The sequence below is a fragment of the Kitasatospora fiedleri genome, from assembly GCF_948472415.1.
GTDB lineage: Bacteria > Actinomycetota > Actinomycetes > Streptomycetales > Streptomycetaceae > Kitasatospora > Kitasatospora fiedleri.
On the sequence record NZ_OX419519.1, the window covers coordinates 600,363 to 626,841 of the forward strand.

The window sequence follows — 26,479 nt, forward strand, 5'->3', positions numbered from 1 at the left end:
GTGCGACCCGCCCCTGTGTCCTCGTCATGGGTCCCGTGTCCCCCGGTCTGCGGTTTTCATCCCCGCTTTACATCCCGACCGGCCCGAAAAGGCGTCGATCGCCGCGCAGCGGGTAACCGAGCGCCCGCCACAGCACCGCCCCGGACGGAGGGACCCCATGACCACCGAGACCGCGCCCGAGCCCACCCCGGTATCCGCCGGGCCCGCGCTCGCGGCCGTCCCCGACCTTCGCTCACCGCCGTCCCCGCGTCGCTACCCTCCGACCGCGGCCAGGTGCTGCGCCGCCGACTGGAAGGGCTGCTGGGCATCGCCGCGACCGAGGGCAACCTGCTGACCCCGCTGCGCAACGGCGACGAGATCTTCCCCGCCATGCTGGAGGCCGTCGACGGGGCGCGGCGGACGGTCGACCTGATGACCTTCGTCTACTGGCGCGGCGACATCGCCCGGACCTTCGCCCGGGCGCTGGCCCGCAAGGCCGCGGAGGGCGTCCGGGTGCGGCTGCTGCTGGACGGGTTCGGCAGCCGGCTGATCGAACCGGACCTGATCGAGCTGATGGAGGAGTGCGGCGTCCAGATCTCCTGGTTCCGGCGTCCGGTGCGGCTGTCGCCCTTCAAGCAGAACCACCGCTGCCACCGCAAGGTCCTGGTGGTGGACGGCCGGACGGCGTTCACCGGCGGCGTCGGGATCGCCGAGGAGTGGTGCGGCGACGCCCGGCACCCGGGCGAGTGGCGCGACACCCACGTCCGGGTGGTCGGGCCCGCCGTGGACGGCATTGCCGCCGCCTTCGCGCAGAACTGGGCCGAGTGCGCCCCCGGCACGCTGTACGACGCGGCGGACCGGTTCGAGGAGCACGAGCAGCCGGGCGACTCGGTGGTCCAGGTGGTGCGCGGTTCGGCCGCCGTCGGCTGGCAGGACCTCCAGACCCTGATGCGGGTGGTGATCTCCTCCGCCGAGCGGCGGCTGCGCCTGGCGACCGCGTACTTCGCGCCCGACGACTACTTCGTCGGCCTGCTCTGCGACGCGGCCCGCCGGGGCGTCGCGGTCGACCTGCTGGTGCCGGGGCGGCACACCGACAAGCGGGTGTGCCAGCTGGCGGGCGAGCGGCACTTCGGCCGGATGACCGCCGCCGGGGTCACGGTCTGGCGGTACGGGCCGACGATGATGCACGCCAAGGTGCTGACCGTGGACGGGACGGCGGCCGTGGTCGGCTCGGCGAACTTCAACCGGCGCTCGCTCGACCACGACGAGGAGGTGGTGCTGGCCGTGGTCGACCCGGAGTTCACCGCCGCCCTGGACCGGCACTTCGACGAGGACCTGACCCGCGAGGCCGTCGTCCCGGAGCGCTGGCACCGCCGCGGCCCGGGCCGGCGGGCCCTGGAGGCGGCCACCGCCCCGATCCGGCACTTCCTCTGACGCCGAGCCGGCCACGTCGGCCGCACGACGCCCGGAATCACGAACTCCCTTGCCGCGCAACCGGTTTGGAAAAACCATCCCGGGCAAAGCGACGCTCATGAGACGCATCACTTCGGTCATATCCGTCCTGGCCCACGCCGTTGCGGCCGTCCTGGTCATCTGGATTCTGTTGGACCTCTTCAAGGCCAACCAGGGGAACTCCGTCGTCAGTTGGTTCCACGACGCCGCCGACTGGCTGTCGGGCTGGTCCCGCGGCCTGTTCAACGTGTCGAACCACACCGGCCAGGTCCTGCTCGACTACGGCCTGCCCGCCCTGGTCTACGTCGTCCTCGGCAACCTCGTCACCCGCGCCCGCGCCCTCGACTGAACCGGCCCGCGGCGATCGTCAGAGCAGTGGAGCGCAGGAAGAGCGACGGAGGAGAACGGCAAATGGAAGCGAACAAGCCCGAGGGCGGCTCGGTGGACCGGGTGACGACGGTCGCCGGCCGGGTGGGTTTCGTGGCCCGGGGCGTGGTGTACGCCCTGGTCGGGGTACTGGCGCTGCGGATCGCGTTCGGGTCCGGCGGTGAGGACGCCGACCGGCAGGGGGCCCTGCACCAGGTGGCGATGCGGCCGTTCGGCGAGGTGCTGCTGTGGGCGCTGGCCGTCGGCTTCGTCGGGATGGCGCTGTGGCGGGCCTCGACGGCGGTGTTCGGCGAGGCCGGGCAGAAGAAGACCGGCTCCCGGCTGCTGTCGGCGGGCCGGGCCGTCTTCTACGCCTCGGTGGCCTGGGGAACGGCCTCGTACGCGGCGGGCTCCGGTGGCGGGTCCGACAGCGACTCCGCCTCCAAGGACTGGACGGCCACCGCGCTGGCCCAGCCCGGCGGGCGCTGGCTGGTGGGCGCCGTCGGCCTGGGGCTGGCCGCCGTGGGCACCGCCATCGCCGTGCGCGCCCTGCAGCGGCGCTTCCTGCGCAAGCTCGACACCTCGTCGATGCACCCGCGCACCCGCACCGCCGTGACCGGCACGGGCCTGTCCGGCAACGTGGCCCGCGGCAGCGTCTACGCCGCCGCCGGGGCCTTCGTCGTGGTGGCGGCCGTCCGCTTCGACGCGGACCGGGCCAAGGGCATGGACGACACCCTGCGCTCCTTCGCCTCCAGCGCGGCGGGCCCGTGGCTGCTCGCCGCGGTGGCCTGCGGCCTGGTCCTGTACGGCGTGTTCTCCTTCGCCTCCGCCCGCTGGCGCCGCTTCTGACCGTCGCCCCTCCGGGCAGGCCACGGGGCCCGGCGGTACGCAGGACGCGTACCGCCGGGCCCCGTCGTACGTCGTGCCGGTCGCGGCCGCTCAGGTCGCGACGGTGAGCGGGGGCTCCCAGCTGACGGTGGCGGGGTCGTCGGCGGCGTGGCGGGCGGCCCAGGCGAGCAGGGCGGTGCGGCAGGCGTGGTCGAGGTGGCGCAGGCCGGTCCAGTCGAGTTCGACGGCGCGGCCGACCGGGAGCGATTCGAGGGCGTCCAGCAGGCGCGGCAGGCGCAGGAAGGTGGCGTTGCCGCTGAGCCGCACCTTCAGCGGCCCCCCGGTGCCGGTGCCGGTCCCGCTACCGGCGCTGACACCGGTACCGGTTTCGGCATCGGTTTCGGCGTCGGTGAGGTCGATGTGCAGGTGGGAGGTCTGCCAGGCACTCCGGGCCACCGCGAGGGCCACGCCGATCAGGACGCCCTCGAAGAGGGTGGTCAGCACGACGGCCGCGGTGGTGACGGCCAGCACCAGCAGTTCACCGCGCTGGCCGCGCCACAGGGCGGCGGCCGGGCGCAGCGGGATCAGCTTGGCCCCGGCGTGGATCAGCACGCCGCCGAGCACGGCGAGCGGGATCAGCCCCAGGACGGCGGGCAGCAGCGCGGCGAACAGCAGCAGCCACAGCCCGTGCAGGACGCGGGACGCCTTGGTGCGGGCGCCCGCCTGGACGTTGGCGGCGCTGCGGACGATGACCGCGGTCATCGGGAGGGCGCCGAGCAGTCCGCACAGGGTGTTGCCGATGCCCTGGGCGGTGAGTTCGCGGTCGTAGTCGGTGCGCGGCCCGTGGTGCATCCGGTCGACGGCGGCGGCGCTGAACAGGCTCTCGGCGGAGGCGATCAGGGCGAACGCGAGGACGGTGCCGAGCCCGGCCGCGCCCGCGACCGCGGCGAAGCCGTCCCCGGTGGGGAGGGCGACCGCGCCGACCAGGCCGTCCACCCGGACCCGGGGCACGTCCAGGCCGAACAGCGCGGTGGCCCCGGCGGCCAGGGCCACCGCGGCCAGCGGCGCGGGCACCGCCCGGACGGCGGCGGGCAGCTTCCGCCACACCACCAGTAGGGCGACCGTCGCGGCGCCCATCAGCAGGGCGGTGGTCGCGGCCCGGCCGGTGAACCAGTCGGCGGCCAGCGCGGGCAGGTGGAGGATCTTCCCGCCGCCGCTGCCGGGGGCGGTGCGCCCGGAGACGGCGTAGAGCTGGCCGAGGATCAGGATCAGTCCGATGCCGGCCAGCATGCCGTGCACGACGGAGAGCGAGATCGCCCGGAACCAGCGGCCGGTGCGCAGCAGCCCCATGGCGATCTGGAGCAGGCCGGCGGCCAGCACGAGCACGCCGAGCGAGCCGAGGCCGAAGCGCTGGACGGCGTCGAAGACGAGGACGGTCAGGCCGGCCGCCGGGCCGCTGACCTGGAGGCTGCTGCCGGGCAGCAGGCCCACCACCAGGCCGCCGACGATGCCGGTGACCAGCCCGCGTTCGGCGGGCGCGCCGGAGGCGACGGCGATGCCGACGCAGAGCGGGACGGCGACCAGGAAGACCACCAGCGAGGCGGGCAGGTCCTGGCGCCAGTGCGCGAGCGCCCCGCGCAGGGCGGCGGCGCGGCCGGGGCCGGACGGGGCAGCGGCGCGGCCGGGGCCGGACGGCGGAGTGCGGTCGGACGGCGCGGTGCGGTCGGACGGCGCGGTGCGGTCGGACGGCGGAGTGCGGTCGGACGGCGGAGTGCGGTCGGACGGCGCGGTGCGGTCGGACGGCGGAGTGCGGTCGGGGTCGGGGCCGGGCGGCGGGGTGCGGTGCGGAGTGGTGTTCACAGCGCTCGGGCCTCTCCGGTCGGAAGGACGCGGGCGTGGTGGTGCACGGGCGGTCGCATCGGGGTTCTCCTTCCGCCCGCCCGGCGTCGGCCGGACGGGGGTGCTGTCGGTGGGCAGCGGAGCGTGCCGACGGGTCGTCACAGCGACCGGGCGGCCCCGGGTTCGGGGGCGCGCCGGTGCCCGGACCGTCGCCATCGGCTCGCGGGCCCGCTCAGCAGCGGAACACCTGGAGGCGCGCGAGCACGGCCGGTCTGGACCCGCCGGCGGTCGTCGGGGCGGGGTGCGCGGGGGCGGTGGTGGTGTCGGGGGCGGTCTCCTCCCCCGGCCGGGCCGGGGGACGGGCGGGCGGGCCGCCGTTCGCCCGGTGCCGGCCGGCGGACCGGCCCGCCGGGGCCGGGGCCTCCTGGTGGGCGCCCCCTCCACGTGTTCCTCCGCGACGGTCGCGGTCGCCGCGCGGGGCGCCCGGGCCTGGGCCGGGGGCCCGGCGGTGAGGACGGTGAGCACGGCCGCGAGGACGGCGGCCAGCAGCACGGCGAGGCAGCCGCCCCGCGCCCTCCCCCGTCCGGTCATCCCCGCCTCCCCGGCGTCCGCCCGGCCCGGTCGCCGCGCGGTTCCAGCTTACGTACGGAACGTCACCGCGTACGGGGTTTCGGAGATTCAAAGGCGAGTAAAACCCGCTGGTAGAACGGAATATGACGATCCGTCGAACAGTTCGGACACGGACCCCGGCACGCGCGGGCGCTCACCCTGCGTGGCACGCGGCGGCGCACACCGGCGCACGCGCGCCGACGCGCCCCGGCGGTCCGCCCCGGCGGTGCGTGGCGGCCCGCCCGGGAGGCGGGCAGGCTGGACAGGTGCGGGGGCCGACGGGCGCGGAGCCGGGAGCGGAGGTGACGGGCGATGGGCCGTGACGAGCGGGACGCGGCCGGGGCCGTGGTGCTCGGCCTGCTGGAGGACTCCCACCGGGCCGGGCCGAGGGACCTGCCCGGGCTGCTCCAGGGCGCGGCCCGGCGGCTCGGCCTCACCGGCGCCTGGCTCTACCTGGCCGACGTGCAGGAGAAGTACCTGACCGCGCTGCCCGTCCCGCCCGAGGACGCCCGGGCCACCGGGCCGACCGGCCCCGGGCTGCTCGACGTCGACGGCTCGCTGGCCGGCCGCGCCTACCGGACCGGGGACGTCCGCACCGGCGGCGACCCCGGCCGGTGCGCGGTGGGCTGGCTCCCGGTCGTGGACGGCATCGGGCGCCTCGGCGTCCTCCAGGTGACCGCGCCCGTGCTGGACGGGGCCCGGCTCGCCGCCGGCCGGGCGCTGGCCACCGCGGCGGGCCTGCTGGTCGCCGTGCAGACGCCGTTCAGCGACCAGCTGGTGCGCACCGGCCGGCGCCGGCCGATGACCCTCCAGGCCGAACTCGTCCGGGCGTTCCTGCCGCCCCGGACGATCGGCAGCCGCCTGGTCACCTCCAGCGCCGTGCTGGAGCCCGCCTACGACATCGGCGGCGACGCCTTCGACCACAACCTGGCCGGGAACCGCCTGCACCTGACCCTGGTCGACGCGATGGGCCACGACCTGGCCTCCGGCGGGTGCAGCGCCGTCGCCGTGGCCGCCTGCCGCTCCACCCGCCGGGCCGGCGGCACCCTCACCGACATCGCCGGGGCGATCGACGACGCGCTCACCCGGTGGATCCCGGACCGGCTGCTGACCTGCGTGATCGCCGACCTCGACCTGGTCACCGGAGTGCTGTCCTGGATCAACTGCGGCCACCCGACACCCCTGCTGATCCGCCGGGGCCGGATCGTCGCCCGGGCCCTGGAGCGCCCCCGCACCTGCCGCTCGGCCTCCCCGCCGGCCTGCCCCGCACCGCGCCCGCCGTCCACACCGCGCGGCTCGAACCCGGCGACCGCCTGCTGGTGCACTCCGACGGCGTGACGGAGGGCCGGGACGCGGCCGGGGCGCCGTTCGGGGAGGAGCGGCTGGTCGACGTGGTCTCCCGGGCGATGGCCGACGGCCTGCCCGCCCCCGAGGCGCTGCGCCGGCTGGTGCGGCGGCTCACCGCGCACCAGGGCGACCGGCTGCGGGACGACGCCACCGTCCTGCTGGTCGCCTGGCACCCCGGCGGCGCCTGAGCCGCCCCGCCCGCCTCCGGCGTCAGAGCCCCTCCAGCCGTCGGCGCGCCGGTCCCAGCGAGCGGCTGCGGGCGGCGGACCGCCACGGGTCCGGGGCCAGCAGGCGTTCGGCGAGGGTGGCGGCGGTCCAGCGGCGCGGGGTGAGGGCGGGGTCGTCCAGTTCGTCCCAGCCCAGCGGGGTGGCGACCGGCGCACCGGGCAGGGCGCGGACGGCGTAGGGGGTGACGGCGGTCTGGCCGTAGCCGTTGCGCTGGACGTCGAGGTAGAGCCGTCCCGGCGGGCCGCCTTGCGGGCCTCGGTGGTGAGCAGGTCGGGGTGCCGCCGGGCGAGCAGGTCGGCCGCGTCCCGGGCGAAGGCCCGGACCTCGTCGAACGGGGCGCGGCGGTCGAGCCGGACCAGGACGTGCAGGCCGCGCGAGCCGGTGGTCATCAGGTCGGCGGGGAGGGCGAGTTCGTCCAGCAGGACGCGCAGCGCGCGGGCGGCGGCCCGGACCGGTTCGAAGTCCTCGCCCGACGGGTCGAGGTCGAAGACCAGCAGGTCGGGGTGGTCGGGCCGGTCGGCCCGGGAGAGCCAGCGGTGCGGGGTGACGCAGGCCTGGCCGACCAGGTAGAGCAGGGTGGCCAGGTCGTCGCAGACCGGGTAGTCGACGGTGCCGCCCGCCTTGGGCAGCTCGCTGCGGTGGATCCACTCCGGGAAGTGCCCGGGGGTGTCCTTCTGCACGATCCGCGGGCCGTCGATGCCGTCGGGGTAGCGCTCCAGCATCAGCGGCCGGCCGCGCAGCTGCGGCAGGATGCGGCGGGCGACGCGGCGGTAGTGCGCGGCCAGGTCGGCCTTGGTGAGGCCGTCGGCCGGGAACAGCTCCTTGTCGGCCCGCCTGATCTGGATGATCCGCCCGCTCGCCCGGATCTCGGCGGTGGTCATGGCGCACCCCGTTCCCGGCCCGCCGGGGCGGGCCGTCCGTGCTCGCGCGGGCCCGGGCGCGGCGGTCCGCGACCGCCCCGGGCCGGGCCGGCGCCGGTGCGCCCGCGTCTACCCCGCCGGGGCGGGCCCGACACCCGCGGGGGCGGCGGCCCGGGTGTGGGGCGGGCCGGATCGGGCAGCCGCGCGGCGGAGGACAGACAGACGGACGGACGACCCCGGGCCGCGCGGCAGCGGTACCGGGACGGCGGAGGAAGGTGAGCACGATGGCCAGACCGCTCTGGAAGGGGACGCTGACGTTCGGGCTGGTGAGCCTGCCGGTGGCGCTCTACCCGGCGACCGAGTCGCACGCGGTGCGCTTCCACCAGTTGCAGCGCGGCACCACCGACCGGATTCGCCAGCGGCGGGTGAACGAGCGCACCGGCGAGGAGGTGCCGTTCGAGGACGTCGTCAAGGGCTACGAGATCGCCGAGGGGCAGTACGTCGTCGTGGAGCCCGCCGAGCTGGAGGAGATCTCCCCGGGGCGCTCGCGCACCATCGAGATCAGCGGTTTCGCCGACCTGGCGGAGATCGACCCGGTCTTCTTCGACAGGACGTACTACCTCGGCCCCGGCGACCCGGGGACCGCGAAGGTCTACCAGCTCCTGGTCGAGGCGCTCGGCCACTCCGGCCGGGCCGGGATCGCCGTGTTCGCGATGCGCGGCAAGGAGTACCTGACCGCGGTCGACTCCGTCGACGGGCTGCTCGAACTGCGCACCATGCACTGGGCGGACGAGCTGCGCGACCCGCACCGGGAGGTCGCCGACCTGCCCGCCCGGCGCCGGGACTTCCACCGCACCGAGCTGGCCACCGCCGAGCAGCTCATCGACATGCTCGCCGTCGACTGGGACCCGGAGGACTACCACGACAGCTACGAGGAGCAGGTCAGGGCGCTGGTCGAGGCCAAGGCGGCGGGCCGGGAGATCGCCCTGTCCAAGGGCGCGCAGCCCGCGCCCACCGACCTCTCCGAGCTGATGGACGTCCTGCACCGCAGCCTGGACGAGGCCCGGGCGAAGGCGGGCGGCACCCCCCGGAAGGGCGCCGGGGGCCGCGCCCCGGCCCGCGGGGGCGGCGGGGGCGGCGGCCGGGCGAAGGCGGCGCGGCCGGTGCGGGCGGTGCGGACGGCGGAACCGGCGAAGGCCGGGAGACCGGCGAAGGCGGCGGCACCGGAGAAGGACGGCGCGCCGGGGAAGGCCGCGGCGGTGGAGGACCTCGCCTCGCTCAGCAAGGCCGAGCTCTACCGGCGGGCCGCCGCGCTCGGGGTCCCGCACCGGTCCACCATGACGCGCGAGCAGCTCCAGTACGCGCTCAGGGCCGCCGCCCGTCCCCGCCGGAACCTGAAGCGGGCCTCCTGAGCGGTGGCGGGGCCGGGGGCCGCCCCGCTGGGCCGTTCGGGTGACCTGCCGGTATCCGGGCCCGCCGGGCGTTCATCCCGGTTCGTCCGGGTAGACGCCCGGCGGCGCGGGTCCGCACGGGCGGGCCCGCCGGAGCGAGAAGGAGCAGACCATGCAGGTCACGGCGGTCGATGCGGTACTGGCGGCGGAGTCGAGCGGCCCGTCCCTCCTGGTGGTGGTCATTCCGGCGGTGATCATCGTGGGCCTGCTGATCGGCGCCTTCGTCTGGGGCAGCCGCCGACGCAACCGCCAGCGTCCCCCGACGTCCCCGGGCCCGGCCGCCGGGCGGGCCGACTCCTGGAGCACCCCGCAGGACGGCGGCCCGGACCCGGACCACCCCGAGCCCACCGCTCCCCCGCGCGGCACCGACGGCCCGTACGGGCGCTGACCCCTGCGGGCCCGGCCGGGAACCCCGGCCGGACGCGACGATCCCGCCGGCGCCCGTTGAGGTCCGGAATGTCGGGCATACGTGCGACGTGTTCGGAGGCTTTCGGCGATCCGGGAGGAGATCAGCGGTGGTGGCGCTGTGTCTGGGGACGGTGGCGGGCTACGTGCTCGGCGGGCTGCTGACGGCCCGGGCGGTCTTCCGGCGGGAGCGGAACCGCTTCCTGCGGGCCGGCGGCACCCGGGCGGTGGCCGACGAGCGGCGGATCGGCACGTTCGAGCGGCAGGAGCGCCGGCAGGCCGAGGCGTTCGCGCTCTGCTCGGGCGCGCTGTGGCCGGTGGCGCTGCCGGTCCTGCTGCTGCACCGCCTGGTCGGCACGGTGGCACTGGACCGCGGGCGCGCCGGGTACGCCGGTGACGCCCTGCGGCCGGACCCGCTGGAGGTGGCCGCCCGGATCGACGAGCTCGAACGCGAGCTGCTGCTGGGCCCGCTCCCCGGGCCCGACCCCGTGCCCGCGGCGGCGGAGGGCCGGGCGGGCGGCGACCTCCCCCCGTACGGTGCCCTGTCCCCGTACGGTGCCCTGTCCCCGTCCGTCACGCGTGGGCGCGCCGGGGCGGCGGGGGCCCGGTCTCCGCGATAGGTGTGAGAGATGCCTGAACGGACCCCGCCGCTGAACCTCGGCGAGCAACTGCTGGAGCAGTTCCTGACCGCCGGCCGCACCCTCGACCCGCGGGACGCGCCCCGTTTCGCCGAGCAGTACACCCGGGCGCTCGGCCTCGGCTCGGTCGCCGTGTACCTGGCCGACATCCAGCAGCACCGCCTGGTCCCCCTGGCGGGGGCCCGGACCTGCCGATCGACGGCACGCTGGCGGGGTGGGCGTTCCGGACGGGTTCGCTGCGGGTGGCCGAGGACACCGGGACGGGCCTGGTGGCCTGGTTCCCGCTCGCCGACGGGGCCGAGCGGCTGGGCGTGCTGGGGCTGCGCACCACCTCGCTGGACCGGGAGGCGATCCGGCGCTGCCGGCTGCTGACCTCGGTGCTCGCCATGGTGATCACCTCCAAGCGCGACACCAGCGACAGTTACGCGCACGGCACCCGGGCGGACACCATGAGCCTGCCGTCCGAGATGCTCCGGGCCTTCCTGCCGCCGCGCACCGTCTGCACCGACCGGGCGGTGTCCACCGCGGTCCTCGAACCGGCCTACCGGCTGGGCGGGGACGCGTTCGAGCACTCGCTGGCCGACGGGGTGCTGCACGCCGCCGTGCTGGACGCGATGGGCCACGACCTCGCCTCCGGCCTGACCGCCGCGCTGGCGCTGGCCGCCTGCCGCAACGCGCGCCGCAACGGCGCCGACCTGCCCGACCTGGTCGACACCATCGACGGGGCCCTGCACGACTGGTTCCCGGACCGCTTCGCGACCGGCGTGTTCCTGCGCCTGGACATCGCCACCGGCACCCTGCACTGGGCCAACTGCGGGCACCCGCACCCCCTGCTGATCCGCTCCGGCGAGGTGGTCGCGGGGGCGCTGGAGGGCCCGGGCGAACTGCCCCTGGGGCTGAGCCACTACACCGACAGGCCCCGGACGGTGCGGACCGTCTCGCTCCGGCCGGGCGACCGGCTGCTGATCTACACTGACGGGGTGGTGGACGCCAAGGGGGGCCACCACGAGTTCTTCGGCCTGGAGCGCTTCACCGACTTCGTGATCCGGGCCGCCGCCGCCGGGGAGACCGCCCCGGAGACCCTGCGCCGGCTGATGCACGCCATCCTGGAGCACCAGGACGAGCAGGGCCTCACCGACGACGCCACCATCATGATGATCGAGTGGCAGCCGTCCACCCCGCCGCTGCTGGACGACACCCGCCCCCGCGCCTCCGCCTGGTGACACGCGCCCGCCGAGTCCGTCCCGAGCCCCGGGCACGCCGAAGGGGACGGAGGCCGTCCGCCTCCGTCCCCTTCGCCGCGCGCCGGTACCGCGGTTCCGCTACCAGCGGTACCAACGTCCGCGACCGCCGGTCGAGTTGGCACCGCGGGCGATGAAGCCCACCAGCCAGAGCACGAACACGACGATCGCCACCCACCACAGCACCTTCACCGCGAAGCCCGCACCGAACAGCACCAGGGCGAGGAGCAGGACCAGGAGGAGCGGGACCATGGTGTGCCCTCTTTCGCATCGTTCCGTCCGGGTTCGCCCCTCGTCTGCCCGCTGTCCGGCCGCCCGTGCCGCCCCGGATCGGAAATCCGTTCGATCCGGGGTGGCATGGGCGGGTGGCCGCGTCGGCCGCGCGTCCGCGCGTCCGTCAGGCGGCGGCGGGCGGCGGGAAGCGGTCCCAGACCCGGTGGTCGGCGAGCAGGTCCGCCAGTTCGCGCAGCACCTGGACCGGGTCGGTGCCCAGGACGACGCCGGGCCCGTCCGCGGGCAGGCCGGCCGCGGTGAGCGCGTCGCGGGCGCCGCCCCAGCCGCCGATCGCCTTGGCGTGCCGCCAGGCTTCGCCGAGCAGCAGGGCCAGCCGCGGGTCGAGGGTGGCGTGCGGTCCGGCGGCGCGGGCGTCGCGGGCGGGGCGGCGTCGTCGGCGGGGGCGGGGGCCCCGGCCAGCAGGACGGCGTCGAACTCGACCGAGCGGGCGGTGGCGAAGCTGCGCTGGACCTGCGCCGGGTCGCCTCCGGTGGGGGCGACCACCAGCGGCACCAGGTCGGCGTCGAGGGCGGCGCGGCGGACGGCGTCGAGTTCGGCGGGGTCGGTGTCCGGCCCGACGAGGATGCCGACGGTCCGTCCGGCGACCGGCCAGCTGCGGCCGAGCTGGGAGAGCGCCGGGCTGGGCGTGGTGTCCGCGAGGTGCGTGGAGCGCTGCGGCGCGGGCAGGCCGAGCCCGGCGGCGACCTCGGCGCACAGCCGTCCGTCGATGTTGGCGAGCACCCGGAGGGCGCGCTCGCGGACGGCGGGCTCGGTGCACTTGCCGAGTTCGAAGCCGTAGGCGGCGATGATGTGCTCCTGCTCGACCGGGGTCATGCTGGTCCAGAAGAGCCGGGCCTGGCTGAAGTGGTCGTCGAAGCTGGCGGGGGCCTGGCGGACCTTGGTGGCCGCCGGGACGGGCTGCGGGTGCTCGATGAAGGCGTGCTGTTCGGCGCCGGCGAAGAACGGGCAGCCGCCGTCCAGCGAGTTGGGCTTGTAGGGGGCGACGCCGGTGTGCACGGCGTCCTGGTGGAAGCCGTCGCGCAGCATGTCGTTGACCGGGGCGTGGGTGCGGTTGATCGGGATCTGCGCGAAGTTGGGGCCGCCGAGCCGGGTGATCTGGGTGTCCAGGTAGGAGAAGAGCCGACCGGACAGCAGCGGGTCGTCGGTGATGTCGATGCCGGGCACCAGGTGGCCGGGGTGGAAGGCGACCTGCTCGGTCTCGGCGAAGTAGTTGGTCGGGTTGGCGTTGAGGGTCATCAGGCCCAGCGGCTGCACCGGGACGAGTTCCTCGGGGACGATCTTCGTCGGGTCGAGCAGGTCGATGCCCTGGAAGGTCTGCTCGGGGCTGTCCGGCATGACCTGGACGCCGAGCTCCCACTGCGGGAACGCGCCGGCCTCGATGGCGTCGGCCAGGTCGCGCCGGTGGAAGTCGGGGTCGGTGCCGCAGATCAGCTGCGCCTCGTCCCAGGTGAGCGAGTGGACGCCGAGCTTGGGCTTCCAGTGCCACTTGATCAGGCTGGTGGAGCCGTCGGCCGCCACCAGGCGGAAGGTGTGGATGCCGAAGCCCTCCATCATCCGGTAGGAGCGCGGGATGCCCCGGTCGGACATGTTCCACAGGGTGTGGTGGGTGGCCTCGGTGTGCAGCGAGACGAAGTCCCAGAAGGTGTCGTGGGCGGACTGCGCCTGCGGGATCTCCCGGTCGGGGTGCGGCTTGCCGGCGTGGATGACGTCCGGGAACTTGATCGCGTCCTGGATGAAGAACACCGGGATGTTGTTGCCGACCAGGTCGAAGACGCCCTCGTCGGTGTAGAACTTGGTCGCGAAGCCGCGGGTGTCGCGCACGGTGTCGGCGGAGCCGCGCGAGCCGAGCACGGTGGAGAACCGGACGAAGACGGGGGTGCGGGCCCCGGCGGCGAGGAAGCCGGCCTTGCTCAGCCCGGCGCCCGCGCCGTAGCTCTCGAACACGCCGTGCGCGGCGGCGCCGCGGGCGTGCACCACCCGCTCGGGAATCCGCTCGTGGTCGAAGTGGGTGATCTTCTCGCGCAGGTGGTGGTCCTGGAGCAGGACCGGGCCGCGCGGGCCGGCCTTCAGCGAGTGGTCGGAGTCCGGCAGCCGGGTGCCCTGCGCGGTGGTCAGGTACGCGCCGTCCTGGGCCCGCACGTCCGCCCCCTGCACCGGCCGGCCGGTGGCCGACAGCGGCGCGGGCGCGCCCTGGTCGGGCTTGGGCGGCAGCGGCTCGCGCGGCTCGGTGGGCTCGGCCACCGTCGGCTCGCCCGCGCTCGGCGCGCCGGGCAGGTCGGGGCGGGTGTCATCGGCAGTCATGGGTGTCCTTCCGGAACGTGGACGTGGACGTGGACGGAGCGTGGACGTGGACGGGAACGGCGCGTGAACGTGCGCCCGGGCCCGGGCCGGTGGGGCTTGGCCCCGGCCCGGGCCGCGCGGGCGTCATCGGCCCGACTAACCGGTCGGGGCCGAACGAAACGGATGAACGTCCCCAAACATCTCTTATCCCGCCGTTTCCGCTCCCGCACCTCGGGCAGGCGCGGCGCAGTCGGCTATCGAGGGAGAGGTGACGGCCGTGCAGCGGGTGGATTTCGCGGGCAAGGCGGCATTGGTGACCGGCGGGTCGCGCGGCTTGGGCCTGCTGATCGCGGAGGAGTTGGCCCGGCGCGGCTGCCGGGTCGCGGTGTGCGCCCGGGACAGCACCGAACTGGCCTTCGCGGAGCGGAGGCTGGCGCGGCTGACGGACCGGCGGGCGGCGCTGGAGTGCGACCTGACCGACCGGGTGCGGGCCGGGCGGTGGCCGCGGAGGCGGCCGAACGGCTGGGGCGGCCCCTGGACCTGCTGGTGAACAACGCGGGGGTGATCCAGGTCGGCCCGCTGGCGGCGCTGGAGCAGGACGACTTCCGCCGCTCGTGGGACACCATGGTGGCCGCGCCGGTGGAACTGGTGCTGGCCGTACTGCCCGGGATGCGCGAGCGCGGCGGCGGCTCGGTGGTGAACATCGCCTCGATCGGCGGCCCGGTCCCGGCCCGCACCTGCTGCCGTACGTGACGGCGAAGGCCGGGCTGGCGGCGTTCTCCCGCGGCCTGCGGGTGGAGCTGGCGGGCAGCGGGGTGCGGGTGACCACGGTGGTGCCGGGCCTGATGCGGACGGGCTCGCACCGGGCGGCCCGGTTCTCCGGGCAGGCGCCGCGGGAGTACGCGTGGTTCGGCGCGGCGGCCGGCATGCCGCTGCTGTCGACGGACGCGGGCCGGGCGGCGCGCCGGATCGTGCGGGCCGCCGAGGCGGGCCGGGCGGAGCTGGTGCTGACCCCGGCCGCGAAGCTCGCCGTCCGCCTCCAGGGGGTGGCCCCGGCGACCTTCGGGGCGCTGCTGGGCGCGGCGGGCCGGCTGCTGCCGGGCCCCGGGCAGGTCGCGGAGCACGACCTGTCGGGCCAGGCGGCGGCCGGGCGCACCGGGCGCCTGGTGCCGGTCCTCACCGCGCTCGGCGACCGGGCCGGGCGGAACGCCAACGAGCCGGGCAGCTGAGGGCATCGGCCGTCGGACGGAACTCCGGCGGAGTCCCGGACGGGGCTCGAACGGAACCCGGCGGAACCCAGCGGGAATCGAACGGAAGGAGCACGCGATGCGTGCGGTGACCTGGCAGGGCCGGCGGGACGTCCAGGTGAAGGAGGTGCCCGACGCGCGGATCGAGGACCCCTCGGACGTCCTGGTGGAGGTGAGTTCGACCGGCCTGTGCGGCTCCGACCTGCACCTGTACGAGGTGCTCGGGCCGTTCCTCGACCCGGGCGACATCCTCGGCCACGAGGCGATGGGCACCGTCCGGGAGGTGGGCGGCGCGGTGCGCACGCTGAGCCCGGGCGACCGGGTGGTGGTGCCGTTCAACATCAGCTGCGGCACCTGCCGGATGTGCGCGAACGGGCTGCACTCGCAGTGCGAGACCACCCAGGTGCGCGAGTACGGCAGCGGCGCGGCGCTGTTCGGCTACACCAAGCTGTACGGCCAGGTGCCGGGCGGCCAGGCCGAGTTGCTGCGCGTCCCGTTCGGCGACACGCTGCCGGTGAAGGTGCCGCACGGGCCGCCGGACGACCGGTTCGTCTTCCTGTCGGACGTGCTGCCGACCGCCTGGCAGGCCGTCGAGTACGCGGCCGTCCCCGAGGGCGGCACGCTGCTGGTGCTCGGCCTCGGCCGATCGGCGAGATGTGCGCGCGGATCGCGCTGCTGCGTCCGGGCATCCGGCAGGTGATCGGCATCGACCTGGTGCCGGAGCGGCTCCAGCGGACCAGGGAGCGCGGCGCGGTCGTGCTGGACCTGAACGACCGGCCGCAGCTGCTGCCGCAGGCGGTGCGCGACCTGACCGACGGACTCGGCCCGGACAGCGTGATCGACGCGGTCGGCATGGAGGCGCACGGCTCCCCGGTCGCCACCGTGGCGCAGCGGGCCGCCGGCCTGCTGCCGGACGCGCTGGCCCGGCCGCTGATGCAGAAGGCGGGCCTGGACCGGTTGCAGGCCCTGCACACGGCGGTGGAGCTGGTGCGGCGCGGCGGCACGATCTCGGTGGCGGGCGTCTACGGCGGCGCGGCCGACCCGATGCCGCTGCTCACCATGTTCGACAAGCAGCTCCAGCTCCGGATGGGCCAGGCCAACGTGCGGCGCTGGACGGACGACCTGCTGCCGCTGCTGACCGACGACGACCCGCTGGGCGTGGACTCCTTCGCCACCCACCACCTCCCGCTGAGCGAGGCGGCGGACGCGTACGCGATGTTCCAGCAGAAGCGGGACGGCGCGATCAAGGTGCTGTTCCGCCCCTGACCGCACCGTCTCGCCGCCCCGTCCCGCCGTCGCGCCCGCCTGGTCGTCCCGCCGCGCCGTCCCGCCGGGCGCGACGGCTCCGGGTCAGGCGGCGCGCAGCGCGGGCAGCAGCTCGTGCTCGGCCCAGTCGAGGAACGCGGGCTGGCTGTCGCCGCCGACCTGGATCAGCGCGAGCTCGTCGAACCCGGCCTCCGCGTACGGGCGGACCGCGTCGAGGAAGTCCTCGACGCGGTCGCCGCACGGGATGGACCCGGCCACGTCCTCGGGCCTGACGTACTGGCTGGCGGCGGCGAAACCGGCGGTGCCGGGCAGGTCCGCGTTGACCTTCCAGCCGCCGCCGAACCAGCGGAACTCGGCGTGCGCGCGGGCGACGGCGGCGTCCCGGTCCCGGTCGAAGCAGACCGGCACCTGGCCGACCGAGGGCTTGCCCGCGCCGCCGGCCTCGGCGAACGCGGTGAGCAGCTCCCGTTCCGGCTGGACGGCGATCACCAGGTCGGCGAGCCGCCCGGCCGTCGCGCAGGAGACCGGCCCGGAGACCGCGACGCCGATCGGCGGCGGCTGGCCGGGCAGGTCCCACAGCTTGGCGCCGTCGACCTGGAAGTGCTTGCCGTGGTGCGTCACGTACCCACCGGCGAACAGCGCCCGGATGATCTCCACCGCCTCCGCCAGCATCTCCTGGCGCACCGCGACGGGCGGCCAGCCCCGGCCCACCACGTGCTCGTTCAGGTTCTCGCCGCTGCCCAGCCCGAGCCGGAACCGCCCGCCGGAGAGCAGCTGCACGGTGGCGGCCTTCTGCGCCACCACCGCCGGGTGGTACCGGACGGACGGGCAGGTCACGTACGTCATCAGCGGCAGCGCGTCGGTGGCCTGGGCGACCGCGCCGAGCACCGCCCAGGCGTAGGGGGCGTGGCCCTGCTCGTCCAGCCACGGGGAGTAGTGGTCGGAGATCACCGCGAAGTCGAACCCGGCCCGCTCGGCGCGCACCGCGTCGGCGACCAGGTCCTGCGGGGCGCGCTGCTCCGTCATCAAGGTGTATCCGATGCGCATGGGTTGCTCCTCCTGTGGCTGTCCGGCCCTCGTGCTTCTGCGCTCCTGCGGCTGGCGCGTGTACCCGGCGGGCCGGGCGGCATGCACGCGGGAGCGCGGGCGAGCCGTTCGGACGGGCGGATTCAGTCGAGCGGACGCAGCAGGTCGCGCAGCAGGCGCGGGTCGGCTCAGCGGCGGACGGCGGTGACCAGGGGGGCGGCGGCGGAGACGGCGCGGGTGCGCGGGGTGGCGGCCGGGGCTGATCCGGCGTCCGTTCGCCTGGTCGCCGCCCTGGTACCGCCCTTCGGGGCCGGAGGTGGTACCGCGGTACCACCCGCGGCCGAATGATCGTCCCCAGGTGCCGCCGTCCGGGCCCGGCCGGGGCCTAGCGTGGCGGCAAGAGGCGGGTCGGGACGGCCCGGCCCGGGATCGGCGAGGGAGCGGACCGGATGATCGAGGCGCAGCAGCTGACGAAGCGTTACGGGGAGAAGACCGCGGTCGACGGGCTCGACTTCACCGTGCAGCCGGGCAGCGTGACCGGGTTCCTGGGTCCGAACGGCGCCGGGAAGTCCACCACCATGCGGATGATCGTCGGGCTGGACGCGCCGACCAGCGGCTCGGTGCGGGTCAACGGGCGCCGCTACGCCGAGCACGCCGCGCCGCTGCAGGAGGTCGGCGCGCTGCTGGAGGCCAGGTCGATCCACCCGGGCCGCTCCGCGTTCAACCACCTCATGGCGCTGGCCCACACCCACGGCATCCCGCGCGCCCGGGTCGAGGAGGTGATCGGGCTGACCGGCCTGGAGTCGGTGGCCGGGAAGCGGGCCGGGGCGTTCTCGCTGGGCATGGGGCAGCGGCTGGGCATCGCGGCGGCGCTGCTCGGCGACCCGGCCACGGTGATGCTGGACGAGCCGGTCAACGGCCTCGACCCGGAGGGCGTGCTGTGGATTCGCAACCTGCTCACCGGCCTGGCCGCAGAGGGCCGCACCGTCTTCGTCTCCTCGCACCTGATGAGCGAGGTCGCCCTGGTCGCCGACCACCTGATCGTGGTCGGCCGGGGCCGCCTGCTGGCCGACACCACCGTGCAGGACCTCGTCCGGCAGGCCGGCGGCGACCGGGTCACCGTCGCCTCCGCCGACCCGGCGAAGCTGCGCGAACTGCTCACCGGCCCCGGCGTGGAGATCACCGGCCGGGCCGGTGACGAGGAGCTGGAGGTGACCGGCCTGACCGCCCGCCGGATCGGCACCGTCGCGGCCGAACACGGCATCGCGCTGTACGAGTTGGCCACCCGGACGGTCTCGCTGGAACAGGCGTTCATGGACCTGACCCGGGACGCCGTGGAGTACCACGGCACCACCACCGGTGGCGCTGCCACCGCCGCCACCGCCACCACCGCCACCGCCACCGCCGTCGACTCCAGGAGCGCCGCGTGAGCGCCATCGCCCCGTCCCCCGCCCCGTCGTCCGCCGCCGCCGAGCGCCCCGCCCGTCCCCCGTACCGGGTCACCGGCGTCCGGGTGCTGCGCTCGGAGTGGGCGAAGACCTGGTCGCTGCGCTCCACCTGGATCACCCTGGGCCTGGGGCTGTTCTTCCTGGTGGCGTTCGGCCTGATCGCGGCCTTCCAGTTCAAGTCCCGGCTGAACTCGGGCCGCCCGATGGACCGCGACTTCGCCGACGCGAACGCGCTCACCCTCTCGCTGTTCGGCACCAACTTCGCGCAGCTCGCCCTGGGCGTGCTGGGCGTGCTGATCGCGGCGGGCGAGTACTCGACCGGCATGATCCGCTCGACCCTGGCCGCGGTGCCGCGCCGGCTGCCGGTGCTCTGGGCGAAGGCCGCGGTGTTCGGGGTGGTGGCGCTGGTCCTGGCCACCGCCGGGGTGTTCGCGGCCTTCGCGATCGGCAGCGGCGTCCTGTCCGGCACCCGGGCCGCGCTGACCTTCTCGGACCCGGGCGTGCTGCGCGGCCTGTTCGGCGCGGGGCTGTACCTGGGCCTGGTGGGCGTGATCGGCGTGGCGCTGGGCATGCTGCTGCGCTCGATCGCGGGCGGCATCTCGGTGCTGGTCGCCTCGCTGATGCTGGTGCCCGGCCTGGTCCAGCTGCTGCCCAGCTCGTGGCACGACCACATCAGCCCCTACCTGCCCAGCAACGCGGGCCAGGCGGTCTTCGCCCTCCAGCACGACCAGGCCACCCTGTCGCCGGGCGCCGGGCTGGCCGTCTTCGTCCTGTGGACGGCGGCGGCACTGGCGGGCGCGGCGGTACGGCTGGTGCGACGCGACGCGTGAACGCGCGGCGGCCGGACGTCCGGGGGTCGGACGTCCGGGGGTCGAGCGCGTGCGGGCCGAGGGCGGGCTGGCCAAGCGCCCGACGCCTGGCAGACTGACCTGCCGACCTGTCGATCTGTCGACCTACTGGCCCACCGACTTACCGACCTACTGATCTACTGACGACCGATCGACCTGCCAACCTGCCGACCTGCCGACCTGCCACGGCGCCCCGGCGAGCGAGTCCCGGGGCGCCGTGGCGCACCGCCGTCCGACCACCCTGGGGGTCTCCCGTGCCCGATCCGGCCTCCCCCGGCGCCACGCCGCCCGCCGTCCCGCTGTCGGGCCCGCCCGCCCCGGGTGGTGCCGACGCCGCGCCCGGCCACCCCTTCCTGGACCGCCTGGCCCGGATCGGCCAGCGCCTGCGCGGGCTGGACGGGCGGTGGCCGTGGCTGTCGGACGTTGCCGTGGTGGCCTGGGCGTTCCTGCTGCTCGGCGTGCCGGAACTGCTGCACGTCGACGGCGACGAGGAGGGCCCGCGCGGGCACCGCGTGGTCTTCACCCACCTGCCGCTGCCCGCCGCCCTGGCCTTCCAGGCCGCGCTGCTGCTGCCACTGCTGTGGCGCCGCCGCCGGCCGGGGGCAGCGTTCGCCGTGGTGGGCGCGGTGTTCCTGGTGCAGTGGTCGCTGGGCGCGGCGCAGCGGGCGGACGCGGCGCTGCTGCTGGCGCTGTACGCGCTGGCCCTGCACGGGCGGCTGCGGACCCTGGCCTGGGCGTGCGCGGCCAGCGCGGTGGGGGCGGTGGGGGTGGCGGTGCGGATGTCCTCGGCGGTGCCGGTGTGGGACGTGCTGTTCTTCCTGACCACAGCGGTGACGGCGGCCGTCGCGCTGGGCATCGCCGTCCGGATGCGCCGGGCGCGGCTCGCGGGCCTGCGCGAACGGGCGGCCCGGCTGGAGGTGGAGCGCGACCAGCGCAGCCGGTTGGCCGCGGCGGCCGAACGGGCCCGGGTGGCACGGGAGATGCACGACATCATCGGCCACAACCTGTCGGTGATCATCACCCTGGCGGACGGCGGCGCGTACGCGGCCCGTTCCACGCCCGAGCGCGGCCGGGAGGCGCTGGTGCTGATCGGCGACTCGGGGCGGCAGGCGCTGGGCGAGCTGCGCCGGATGCTGGGCGTGCTGCGCGAGCACGGCGACGGCCTCGAACTGGCCCCGCAGCCGAGCATCGCCGACCTGACCGAACTGTGCGGGCGGATTCGGGCGGCCGGGCCGGAGGTGGTCCACCGCACCGAGGGCGCGCTGGAGTCGCTGGACCGCGGGGTGCAGCTGATGGTCTACCGGATCGTCCAGGAGGCGCTGACCAACACGCTCAAGCACGCGGGCCCGGCGGCCCGGGCCCGGGTGTCGGTCTCGCTGGCCGGGGCCCGGCTGCTGGTCCGGGTCGACGACGACGGCGGCCCGCCGGGCGGCGCCCCCTCCCCCGGCGGCCCGCCCGGGGAGGGCCAGGGCGTCACCGGCATGCGGGAACGGGCCGCGCTGTACGGTGGCACCGTCGCGGCGGGCCCGGCCCCGGGCGGGGGCTGGTCGGTGGTCGCCGACCTGGACGTCACCCCCGCGACCGACCTGGGCCTCACCCCGGCTCCCCCGCCCACGAAGCCCACCCCTCTCGCCCCTCTCGCCCCTCCCGCCCCTCCCGCCTCCCCGGCTCCTCCCGCTCCTCCCGTCCCTTCCGTCCTCGACCCGGCCGGAGGCCCGGCATGACCAGCGTCCTGATCGTGGACGACCAGCCCCTGCAACGCTTCGGCTTCCGGATGCTGCTGGAGAGCCAGCCCGACACGTCGGTGGCCGGGGAGGCCGGGCACGGCGCGGAGGCGGTCCGGCTGGCCGCCGAACTGCGGCCGGACGTGGTCCTGATGGACATCCGGATGCCCGGCATGGACGGCATCGAGGCGACCCAGCTGATCGTCGCCGCGGGCGGCCGCTCCCGGGTGCTGGTGCTGACCACCTTCGACCTGGACGAGTACGCGCACGCCGCGCTGCGGGCCGGGGCCAGCGGCTTCCTGCTCAAGGACGCCCACCCCGAGGAACTGCTGGCGGGCGTGCGCGCGGTGGCCGGGGGCGACGCGGTGGTGGCGCCCGCGATCACCCGCCGGCTGCTCGACGCGTACGCCCACCACCTGCCGGCCCGGCCGCCCGGCCCGGTGGAGGAGGACCGGCGGCTGGCCGCGCTGACCGGCCGGGAGCGGGAGATCCTGGTCGCGGTCGGCCGGGGCTGGACCAACGGCGAGATCGCCGGGCGGCTGGTGCTCTCGGAGTCGACGGTGAAGACGCACGTCGGCCGGGTACTCGCCAAGATCGGCGCCCGGGACCGCGTCCAGGCGGTGATCTTCGCCTACGACCTGGGGCTGACCCGCCCCAACCCGCCCTCCTAGCAAAGCGGTTCGCCGACCCGCCGGTGCGAGCGCCCCGGCCCGCGCCGGCCACCACTGGGGCCGCGCCGAACCGGTCCGCCGCCGTGCGGCCGGGCAGCCGTCACCCCCGGCGTCCAGGCCCGGACGGTGGTCCCCGGGGTGGCGGTCGGCGCGGCGCGGTGCCGAGCCGCCGTCAGGTCTTCAAGATCCGTTCAGGACACCTGGGCCGTGCCGGTCGTCACGGTGCCGCCCGCCGCCCTCCGGAAAGGCGCCTCGACCATGTTCCGCTCCTCGGCCCCGCCGACCGCCAGCCTCCTGGACGCGGGATCGCCACCGCGTTCGCCCCGCCGGGCCGGGCCCCGGTGAGCGGCGCGGGGCCGCGTCACTCACCGGCGGTGGCAGCCGCGGCCTGCGGCGGGGCGTTCGCGCTGGTGGCGGTGGTGGTCGCGGTGCACGGGTGGGCGCCGTTCGGGTTCGAGGCGGCGGCGGTGCGCTGGAGCGTGGCGCACCGGCCGGGCGCGGCGCGGTCGGTGGCGGTGGCGGTCACGGAGCTGGGCACCGGCGTCCTCCCGTACCTGCTCGCCCTGGCGGCGGGCGCGGTGTCCCTCCGGACCCGCCGCCCGGCCGGGGCCCGGCGGACGGCGGTGCTGCTGGCCCCCCTGGTGTGGCTGCTGGCGGGGCAGTTGCTCCGGCAGGGACTGATGCGCGCCTTCGCCCGGCCGCGCCCCCGCGCACGGGCTGGGCGTTCGACGCCTCGGGTTTCTCCTTCCCCTCCGGCCACGCCTTCACCTCCGCCCTGTCCGCGGGACTGCTGGCCGTCGCACTGGCCCGGGCCCGGCCCGGAGCCGCCCGCGGCGCGGCAGCGGGAGCGGCCCTGTTCGCCGCCGCGATCGGCACCAGCCGGGTGTACCTGGGCGTGCACTGGCCGCTGGACGTCCTGGGCGGCTGGCTGCTGGCGGCTGGCTGGCTGGCCCTGGGGGTGTGGCTGCTCGGGCGGCGGGATCGGCAGGACCGGCGGGCGGCGGACGGGTAGCGGTGGGCGGAGCCGCCCGGTCGAGGTCCGCCAGCGACGGCGCGGTGCCCGTCGGCCTCGGCGGGGCCTACCCGGTCGGCCGGGCCTGTCGCGAAGGCCGACGGCCGGCCCCGGTCAGGACTTGACCACCTTGAGGATCTTGCCGGTGGCGCCCGCGGTGAGGTAGCCGCCCTCGTCGTAGTCGCCGGAGAGGTAGTAGCGGATGGTGATCTCGTCGGCGAACCAGCCGTAGTCGACGAGCAGATAGGTCGACTTGGGGGTGGGGACGCCGAGTTTGGTCTTGGCGGTGGCCAGGACGGTCGGGATCTGGTTCCAGTCGATCTTGGTGAGGTCGGCGGGGTCCTCGCCCGGGATGACCGTGCCGCCGGGCTCGCTGGTGATCTTGCCGTTGCGGTAGCTGACGTTGTCGTAGTGCTTGGGGTTGTCCTTGGTCAGCACCTTGGCGCTGGCGTACTCCGGATAGATCGACATGTCGATGACGGTGGTGCTGCCGGTGGCCGCGCGGATCTTCTCGACCAGGCCGCGGGCCCCGTCCGGGGTGAGCAGGCCGGTGCCGGGGCGGTGGCGGGGCCGGGGTCGGCGGCGGACGGCGCGCCGGACGGGGCGGTGGCGGACGGGGAGGCGGTGGTGGGCGCGGCCCCGGGGGTGCCCGAGGTGCCGGGGGCGGTGGCGGGGGCCTTCGCGGCGGAGTCGGTGCCGCCGGGCTTCGCGGAGTCGAACCACCCCTGCTGGAACGACCAGCCCAGGAGCCCGGCCGCGACGGCGGCGGCCAGCACGGCCGTCAGCACCGGTCCGGTACGTCGTCGGCGGCGGGGCGGGGGCGCCGTCTCGGTGGGCGCGTGCGGGAGGGCGCCGGCCTCGGTGGGGGCGTACGGCGGCGGGGTGTGCGTCCCGGTGGGGCGGTACGGCGGCGGGGAGTTGGTCTCGGTCGGGGAGAAGGCCGGGCTGCCGCCGAGGGTGCCGTCGATGCCCTGTTCGGCGGCGGCGAAGAGCCGGTCGAGGCGGGCGGCGTCGGGCCGGTCGGCGGGGTCGCGGGCGAGCAGCGCGGTGAGGGTGGGGCCGAGCGGGCCGGAGCGCACCGGTGGCGGGAGCGGCTGGTCGAGGACGGCGGCGAGGGTGGCGATGCTGTTGGCGCGGCGCAGCGGGTGGTGGCCCTCGACGGCGACGTACAGCGTCATGCCGAGCGACCAGAGGTCGGAGGCGGGGTCGCCCTCGTGGCCGCGGATGCGTTCGGGGGCGATGTACTCGGGCGAGCCGATCAGCGCGCCGGTGGCGGTGAGGCTGGTGGACTCGCTGAGCGCCGCGATGCCGAAGTCGGTGAGGACGGGGGTGCCGTCGGTGCGCAGCAGGACGTTGCCCGGTTTGACGTCGCGGTGCTGGATGCCGGCCGCGTGGGCGGCGGTGAGCGCGGCGAGCAGGCCGCGGCCGATCCGGGCGGCCTCCGGCGGGGAGAGCGGGCCGCGGGTGATCCGGTCGTGCAGGGAGCCGCCGGTGACGAGTTCCATCACCAGCCAGGGGTGGGCGAGTTCGGCGTTGTCGACGATGTGGTGGATGGTCACCACGTTGGGGTGCTGGAGCCGGGCCAGCGCCTGGGCCTCGCGCAGCACGCGTTCGCGCAGTTCGTGGGCGGCGGCGGGGTCGGCGGCGAGCATCGCCGGGTCCGGCGGGCGGACCTCCTTGAGCGCGACCTCGCGCTGCAGCATGGTGTCCCTGGCCCGCCAGACCAGGCCCATTCCGCCGCCGCCGAGCCGCGCCAGCAACTCGAAGCGGCCGTCGATCAGTTGGCCGCCCGGCCCGGCTGTCGTCATGGCGCACATCGTAGGGGCTGGGGCGGACGGTCCCCGAACGCCCCTACCCGGCGGCGGGGGCGAGGGCGACCTCGGGCCCGTGCTGGCGGGTGCCCCAGCCGGTGCGCAGGCAGGTGAGCGTGGCGTACCAGCGCACCGGGCGCAGCACCGTCCAGGACCAGGCGACGGCGAGCGGGGTGAGCGCCCAGGTGGCGAGCTGGGAGCGCAGCGGCTGGTCGGAGCGGCGCAGGGTGAGGTAGCGCAGGGTCTGCCCGGCGACGATCAGCAGCGGGACGGCGAGGAGCACCGGCGGCAGCGGGACGCCGGTGCGCCAGGTGCGGGTGAGCAGCAGGGCGGCGGTGGCGGTGGCGGCCAGGTGCTGGTACCAGCGCAGCACCTGGGCCAGCAGCGCGGGGTGGGTGAGCGGAAGGTAGCGCACCCGCCACAGCGAGCGGATGGTGGAGCCGCGCATCCAGCGCAGGTACTGGCGCAGGTGGTGGCCGACGCGCTCCGGCATGGCACTGAACACCAGGGCGGTGGGCTGCTGGACGACCCGGCCGCGCCGCAGCGCGTAGAAGGTGAGCAGCGAGTCGTCGGAGAAGGTGACGGGCCGTCCGGCGAAGGTCTCGGTGAGGTACGCCTCGCGGTGGTCGGTGAGGACCGCGGCGCGGTAGGCGGCGAGCGAGCCGGAACAGACCATGACCGCGCCGAGCGGGGAGAGCGCGGAGCGGTCGACGAGCTGGTTGGTGACGTACCAGAGGTCGGTGATCCGGCTGATCAGGCCGTGCCGGTTGTTGTGGGCGAGGACGACGCCCGCCACCGCCTGGACCCTCGGGTCGGCGAGGGGTTGCAGCAGTTCGTGCAGGGCCCGCGGGTCGAGGCGGGCGTCGGAGTCGACGGTGACCAGGACGTCCGCGCCGGGGCAGTGCGCGGCGGCGGCGAGCTGGGCGGCGCGCTTGCCCCGGTTGGCCTGGCGCTGCCAGGTGGTGCGGACGCCGGCCCGCTCGGCGGCGGCGAGCCACCACGTCCGCAGCTCGGTGCAGTCGGTGGCGGAGCCGTCGTCGACGATGTGCACGGACTGCGGGGGCCGGGCCTGGGCGAGCAGGGAGGCCAGGGAGGTGCGCAGGTAGCCGGGGTCCTCGTTGTACAGCGGGACGAGGACGGCGACCTCCAGCCGGTCGAGTTCCCGCTGCTGCCCGGCGTCGGCCCGGACCGGGCGCTCGGCGAGGTAGAGGACGGTCTGCACGAGGAGCGCCAGCGCGAGCGGCGCCCAGGCCCAGTCCGTCCAGCCCCCGCCCGTCCCCGTCGCGGCGCCCCAGGCGCGCAGCCCGTAGCCGGCCGCGACGACCGCGAGCAGGAACAGCCCGGCGGTGGCGGCCAGCAGCACCCCCGGCCGGTGGCGGTGCGCGACCAGGGGGCGGTCGCCGTCACCGTCCGGGCGGTCGGCGGCAGCGGTACCGGCCGGGCGGCGGTCGCCGTCAGCGGCCACGGCGGAACCCCACCCGCACGCAGAGCACCCCGGCCGCGACCAGCACGGCGGCGACCGCCACCATCCACCATCCGGCGACGGTCAATCCGCCCAGCACCAGCACACCCGCACCGGTCTTCGCCAACTGGTTCTGATACATGCCTG

At 76.0% G+C, this 26,479-nt stretch carries 22 protein-coding genes and 5 pseudogenes; 17 read left to right on the forward strand and 10 right to left on the reverse strand.

Annotated elements, in window-relative coordinates; translation table 11 throughout:
* Positions 1-192 precede the first annotated feature (192 nt).
* From QMQ26_RS03130 to QMQ26_RS03140, 3 genes are all read left to right on the forward strand, one after another.
* Positions 193-1,413, forward strand: a complete 1,221-nt coding sequence (locus QMQ26_RS03130) for a phospholipase D-like domain-containing protein (RefSeq protein ID WP_404814148.1) — start codon at positions 193-195, stop codon at positions 1,411-1,413.
* Positions 1,414-1,510: 97 nt separating this feature from the next.
* On the forward strand, positions 1,511-1,780 hold the full coding sequence (locus tag QMQ26_RS03135; RefSeq protein WP_111552342.1) for a hypothetical protein: 270 nt from the start codon (positions 1,511-1,513) through the stop codon (positions 1,778-1,780).
* 62 nt (positions 1,781-1,842) lie between these two features.
* Positions 1,843-2,646 (forward strand): DUF1206 domain-containing protein, encoded by an 804-nt coding sequence (locus QMQ26_RS03140; RefSeq protein WP_282204676.1) that lies wholly within the window; start codon positions 1,843-1,845, stop codon positions 2,644-2,646.
* 90 nt (positions 2,647-2,736) lie between these two features.
* Here the strand turns inward: QMQ26_RS03140 and QMQ26_RS03145 are convergent, their stop codons facing one another.
* Entirely contained in the window at positions 2,737-4,266 is a 1,530-nt protein-coding gene (locus QMQ26_RS03145) for a SulP family inorganic anion transporter (protein ID WP_282206396.1), read from the reverse strand.
* A gap of 1,119 nt (positions 4,267-5,385) precedes the next feature.
* Here QMQ26_RS03145 and QMQ26_RS03150 point away from each other — a divergent pair.
* Both QMQ26_RS03150 and QMQ26_RS03155 read left to right on the forward strand, forming a co-directional pair.
* Positions 5,386-6,411: a PP2C family protein-serine/threonine phosphatase gene (locus QMQ26_RS03150; protein ID WP_282204677.1), complete on the forward strand. Its 1,026-nt coding sequence runs from the start codon at positions 5,386-5,388 to the stop codon at positions 6,409-6,411.
* Positions 6,333-6,608 carry a SpoIIE family protein phosphatase gene (locus QMQ26_RS03155; RefSeq protein WP_282206397.1) on the forward strand — a complete coding sequence of 92 codons (276 nt, stop codon included), beginning with the start codon at positions 6,333-6,335 and terminating at the stop codon, positions 6,606-6,608. Before QMQ26_RS03150 ends, QMQ26_RS03155 begins: the two co-directional genes overlap by 79 nt.
* Positions 6,609-6,630: 22 nt before the next feature.
* Here QMQ26_RS03155 and ligD read toward each other — a convergent pair.
* A pseudogene (gene ligD, locus QMQ26_RS03160) lies at positions 6,631-7,529 on the reverse strand (non-homologous end-joining DNA ligase).
* Positions 7,530-7,792: 263 nt separating this feature from the next.
* Here ligD and ku point away from each other — a divergent pair.
* From ku to QMQ26_RS03180, 4 genes are all read left to right on the forward strand, one after another.
* Positions 7,793-8,920, forward strand: coding sequence for a non-homologous end joining protein Ku (ku, locus tag QMQ26_RS03165; RefSeq protein ID WP_282204678.1), 1,128 nt, complete (start codon positions 7,793-7,795; stop codon positions 8,918-8,920).
* 151 nt (positions 8,921-9,071) lie between these two features.
* Complete coding sequence (locus QMQ26_RS03170) at positions 9,072-9,347, forward strand: DUF6479 family protein (RefSeq protein WP_282204679.1); 276 nt, start codon at positions 9,072-9,074, stop codon at positions 9,345-9,347.
* A 127-nt stretch (positions 9,348-9,474) separates the two neighbouring features.
* Positions 9,475-9,984, forward strand: coding sequence for a hypothetical protein (locus QMQ26_RS03175; RefSeq protein WP_282204680.1), 510 nt, complete (start codon positions 9,475-9,477; stop codon positions 9,982-9,984).
* A gap of 260 nt (positions 9,985-10,244) precedes the next feature.
* The gene (locus QMQ26_RS03180; protein WP_282204681.1) at positions 10,245-11,225 is read left to right on the forward strand and encodes a PP2C family protein-serine/threonine phosphatase; all 981 of its coding nucleotides are present in this window, start codon (positions 10,245-10,247) and stop codon (positions 11,223-11,225) included.
* A 99-nt stretch (positions 11,226-11,324) separates the two neighbouring features.
* On the opposite strand, the gene QMQ26_RS03185 is transcribed toward QMQ26_RS03180, so the two are convergent.
* Positions 11,325-11,495, reverse strand: a complete 171-nt coding sequence (locus tag QMQ26_RS03185) for a hydrophobic protein (protein WP_100834785.1) — start codon at positions 11,493-11,495, stop codon at positions 11,325-11,327.
* A 145-nt stretch (positions 11,496-11,640) separates the two neighbouring features.
* Positions 11,641-13,838 (reverse strand): annotated as a pseudogene (locus QMQ26_RS03190) (catalase).
* 256 nt (positions 13,839-14,094) lie between these two features.
* Here QMQ26_RS03190 and QMQ26_RS03195 point away from each other — a divergent pair.
* The 3 genes and pseudogenes from QMQ26_RS03195 to QMQ26_RS03205 all read left to right on the forward strand — a co-directional run bounded on the left by QMQ26_RS03195 (position 14,095) and on the right by QMQ26_RS03205 (position 16,330).
* A complete protein-coding gene (locus QMQ26_RS03195) occupies positions 14,095-14,367 on the forward strand; it encodes an SDR family NAD(P)-dependent oxidoreductase (RefSeq protein ID WP_282204682.1) in 273 nt (90 codons plus the stop codon).
* Positions 14,364-15,046 (forward strand): annotated as a pseudogene (locus tag QMQ26_RS03200) (SDR family NAD(P)-dependent oxidoreductase). The gene QMQ26_RS03195 and the pseudogene QMQ26_RS03200 overlap by 4 nt, the downstream one beginning before the upstream one ends.
* A 97-nt stretch (positions 15,047-15,143) precedes the next feature.
* A pseudogene (locus tag QMQ26_RS03205) lies at positions 15,144-16,330 on the forward strand (alcohol dehydrogenase catalytic domain-containing protein).
* Between the two features lie 84 nt (positions 16,331-16,414).
* On the opposite strand, the gene QMQ26_RS03210 reads toward QMQ26_RS03205, so the two are convergent.
* Positions 16,415-17,377: an LLM class F420-dependent oxidoreductase gene (locus QMQ26_RS03210; protein ID WP_282204683.1), complete on the reverse strand. Its 963-nt coding sequence runs from the start codon at positions 17,375-17,377 to the stop codon at positions 16,415-16,417.
* A 428-nt stretch (positions 17,378-17,805) separates the two neighbouring features.
* Between QMQ26_RS03210 and QMQ26_RS03215 the strand changes: the two genes are divergently transcribed.
* From QMQ26_RS03215 to QMQ26_RS03230, 4 genes are all read left to right on the forward strand, one after another.
* Positions 17,806-18,786 (forward strand): ABC transporter ATP-binding protein, encoded by a 981-nt coding sequence (locus QMQ26_RS03215; protein WP_282204684.1) that lies wholly within the window; start codon positions 17,806-17,808, stop codon positions 18,784-18,786.
* A gap of 5 nt (positions 18,787-18,791) precedes the next feature.
* Positions 18,792-19,634, forward strand: a complete 843-nt coding sequence (locus tag QMQ26_RS03220; protein WP_282206398.1) for an ABC-2 transporter permease — start codon at positions 18,792-18,794, stop codon at positions 19,632-19,634.
* A gap of 272 nt (positions 19,635-19,906) precedes the next feature.
* The gene (locus QMQ26_RS03225) at positions 19,907-21,376 is read left to right on the forward strand and encodes a sensor histidine kinase (protein ID WP_404814046.1); all 1,470 of its coding nucleotides are present in this window, start codon (positions 19,907-19,909) and stop codon (positions 21,374-21,376) included.
* Complete coding sequence (locus QMQ26_RS03230; protein WP_282204685.1) at positions 21,373-22,047, forward strand: response regulator; 675 nt, start codon at positions 21,373-21,375, stop codon at positions 22,045-22,047. Before QMQ26_RS03225 ends, QMQ26_RS03230 begins: the two co-directional genes overlap by 4 nt.
* A gap of 361 nt (positions 22,048-22,408) precedes the next feature.
* Here the strand turns inward: QMQ26_RS03230 and QMQ26_RS03235 are convergent, their stop codons facing one another.
* Complete coding sequence (locus tag QMQ26_RS03235; protein ID WP_282204686.1) at positions 22,409-22,585, reverse strand: hypothetical protein; 177 nt, start codon at positions 22,583-22,585, stop codon at positions 22,409-22,411.
* A gap of 105 nt (positions 22,586-22,690) precedes the next feature.
* Here QMQ26_RS03235 and QMQ26_RS03240 point away from each other — a divergent pair, with 105 nt between their 5' ends.
* Complete coding sequence (locus QMQ26_RS03240; RefSeq protein WP_282204687.1) at positions 22,691-23,059, forward strand: phosphatase PAP2 family protein; 369 nt, start codon at positions 22,691-22,693, stop codon at positions 23,057-23,059.
* A gap of 114 nt (positions 23,060-23,173) precedes the next feature.
* On the opposite strand, the gene QMQ26_RS03245 is transcribed toward QMQ26_RS03240, so the two are convergent.
* The 4 genes and pseudogenes from QMQ26_RS03245 to QMQ26_RS03260 all read right to left on the reverse strand — a co-directional run bounded on the left by QMQ26_RS03245 (position 23,174) and on the right by QMQ26_RS03260 (position 26,474).
* The gene (locus tag QMQ26_RS03245) at positions 23,174-23,530 is read right to left on the reverse strand and encodes a hypothetical protein (protein ID WP_282204688.1); all 357 of its coding nucleotides are present in this window, start codon (positions 23,528-23,530) and stop codon (positions 23,174-23,176) included.
* A gap of 350 nt (positions 23,531-23,880) precedes the next feature.
* Positions 23,881-24,867: pseudogene (locus QMQ26_RS03250) on the reverse strand (serine/threonine-protein kinase); the annotation flags it as partial.
* Positions 24,868-24,910: 43 nt separating this feature from the next.
* The gene (locus QMQ26_RS03255) at positions 24,911-26,335 is read right to left on the reverse strand and encodes a glycosyltransferase family 2 protein (protein WP_282204689.1); all 1,425 of its coding nucleotides are present in this window, start codon (positions 26,333-26,335) and stop codon (positions 24,911-24,913) included.
* A complete protein-coding gene (locus tag QMQ26_RS03260) occupies positions 26,325-26,474 on the reverse strand; it encodes a hypothetical protein (protein WP_199527991.1) in 150 nt (49 codons plus the stop codon). The genes QMQ26_RS03255 and QMQ26_RS03260 overlap by 11 nt, the downstream gene beginning before the upstream one ends.
* Positions 26,475-26,479 lie beyond the last annotated feature (5 nt).

Bases quoted from the DNA above. Each gene is read 5' to 3' on its own strand.
- QMQ26_RS03135 (WP_111552342.1), top strand. From the start codon at position 1,511: ATGAGACGCATCACTTCGGTCATATCCGTCCTGGCCCACGCCGTTGCG.
- QMQ26_RS03260 (WP_199527991.1), bottom strand. From the start codon at position 26,474: ATGTATCAGAACCAGTTGGCGAAGACCGGTGCGGGTGTGCTGGTGCTG.
- QMQ26_RS03210 (WP_282204683.1), bottom strand. From the start codon at position 17,377: ATGCGCATCGGATACACCTTGATGACGGAGCAGCGCGCCCCGCAGGAC.
- QMQ26_RS03245 (WP_282204688.1), bottom strand. From the start codon at position 23,530: ATGTCGATCTATCCGGAGTACGCCAGCGCCAAGGTGCTGACCAAGGAC.
- QMQ26_RS03140 (WP_282204676.1), top strand. From the start codon at position 1,843: ATGGAAGCGAACAAGCCCGAGGGCGGCTCGGTGGACCGGGTGACGACG.
- QMQ26_RS03185 (WP_100834785.1), bottom strand. From the start codon at position 11,495: ATGGTCCCGCTCCTCCTGGTCCTGCTCCTCGCCCTGGTGCTGTTCGGT.
- QMQ26_RS03230 (WP_282204685.1), top strand. From the start codon at position 21,373: ATGACCAGCGTCCTGATCGTGGACGACCAGCCCCTGCAACGCTTCGGC.
- QMQ26_RS03170 (WP_282204679.1), top strand. From the start codon at position 9,072: ATGCAGGTCACGGCGGTCGATGCGGTACTGGCGGCGGAGTCGAGCGGC.
- ku (WP_282204678.1), top strand. From the start codon at position 7,793: ATGGCCAGACCGCTCTGGAAGGGGACGCTGACGTTCGGGCTGGTGAGC.
- QMQ26_RS03215 (WP_282204684.1), top strand. From the start codon at position 17,806: ATGATCGAGGCGCAGCAGCTGACGAAGCGTTACGGGGAGAAGACCGCG.
- QMQ26_RS03150 (WP_282204677.1), top strand. From the start codon at position 5,386: ATGGGCCGTGACGAGCGGGACGCGGCCGGGGCCGTGGTGCTCGGCCTG.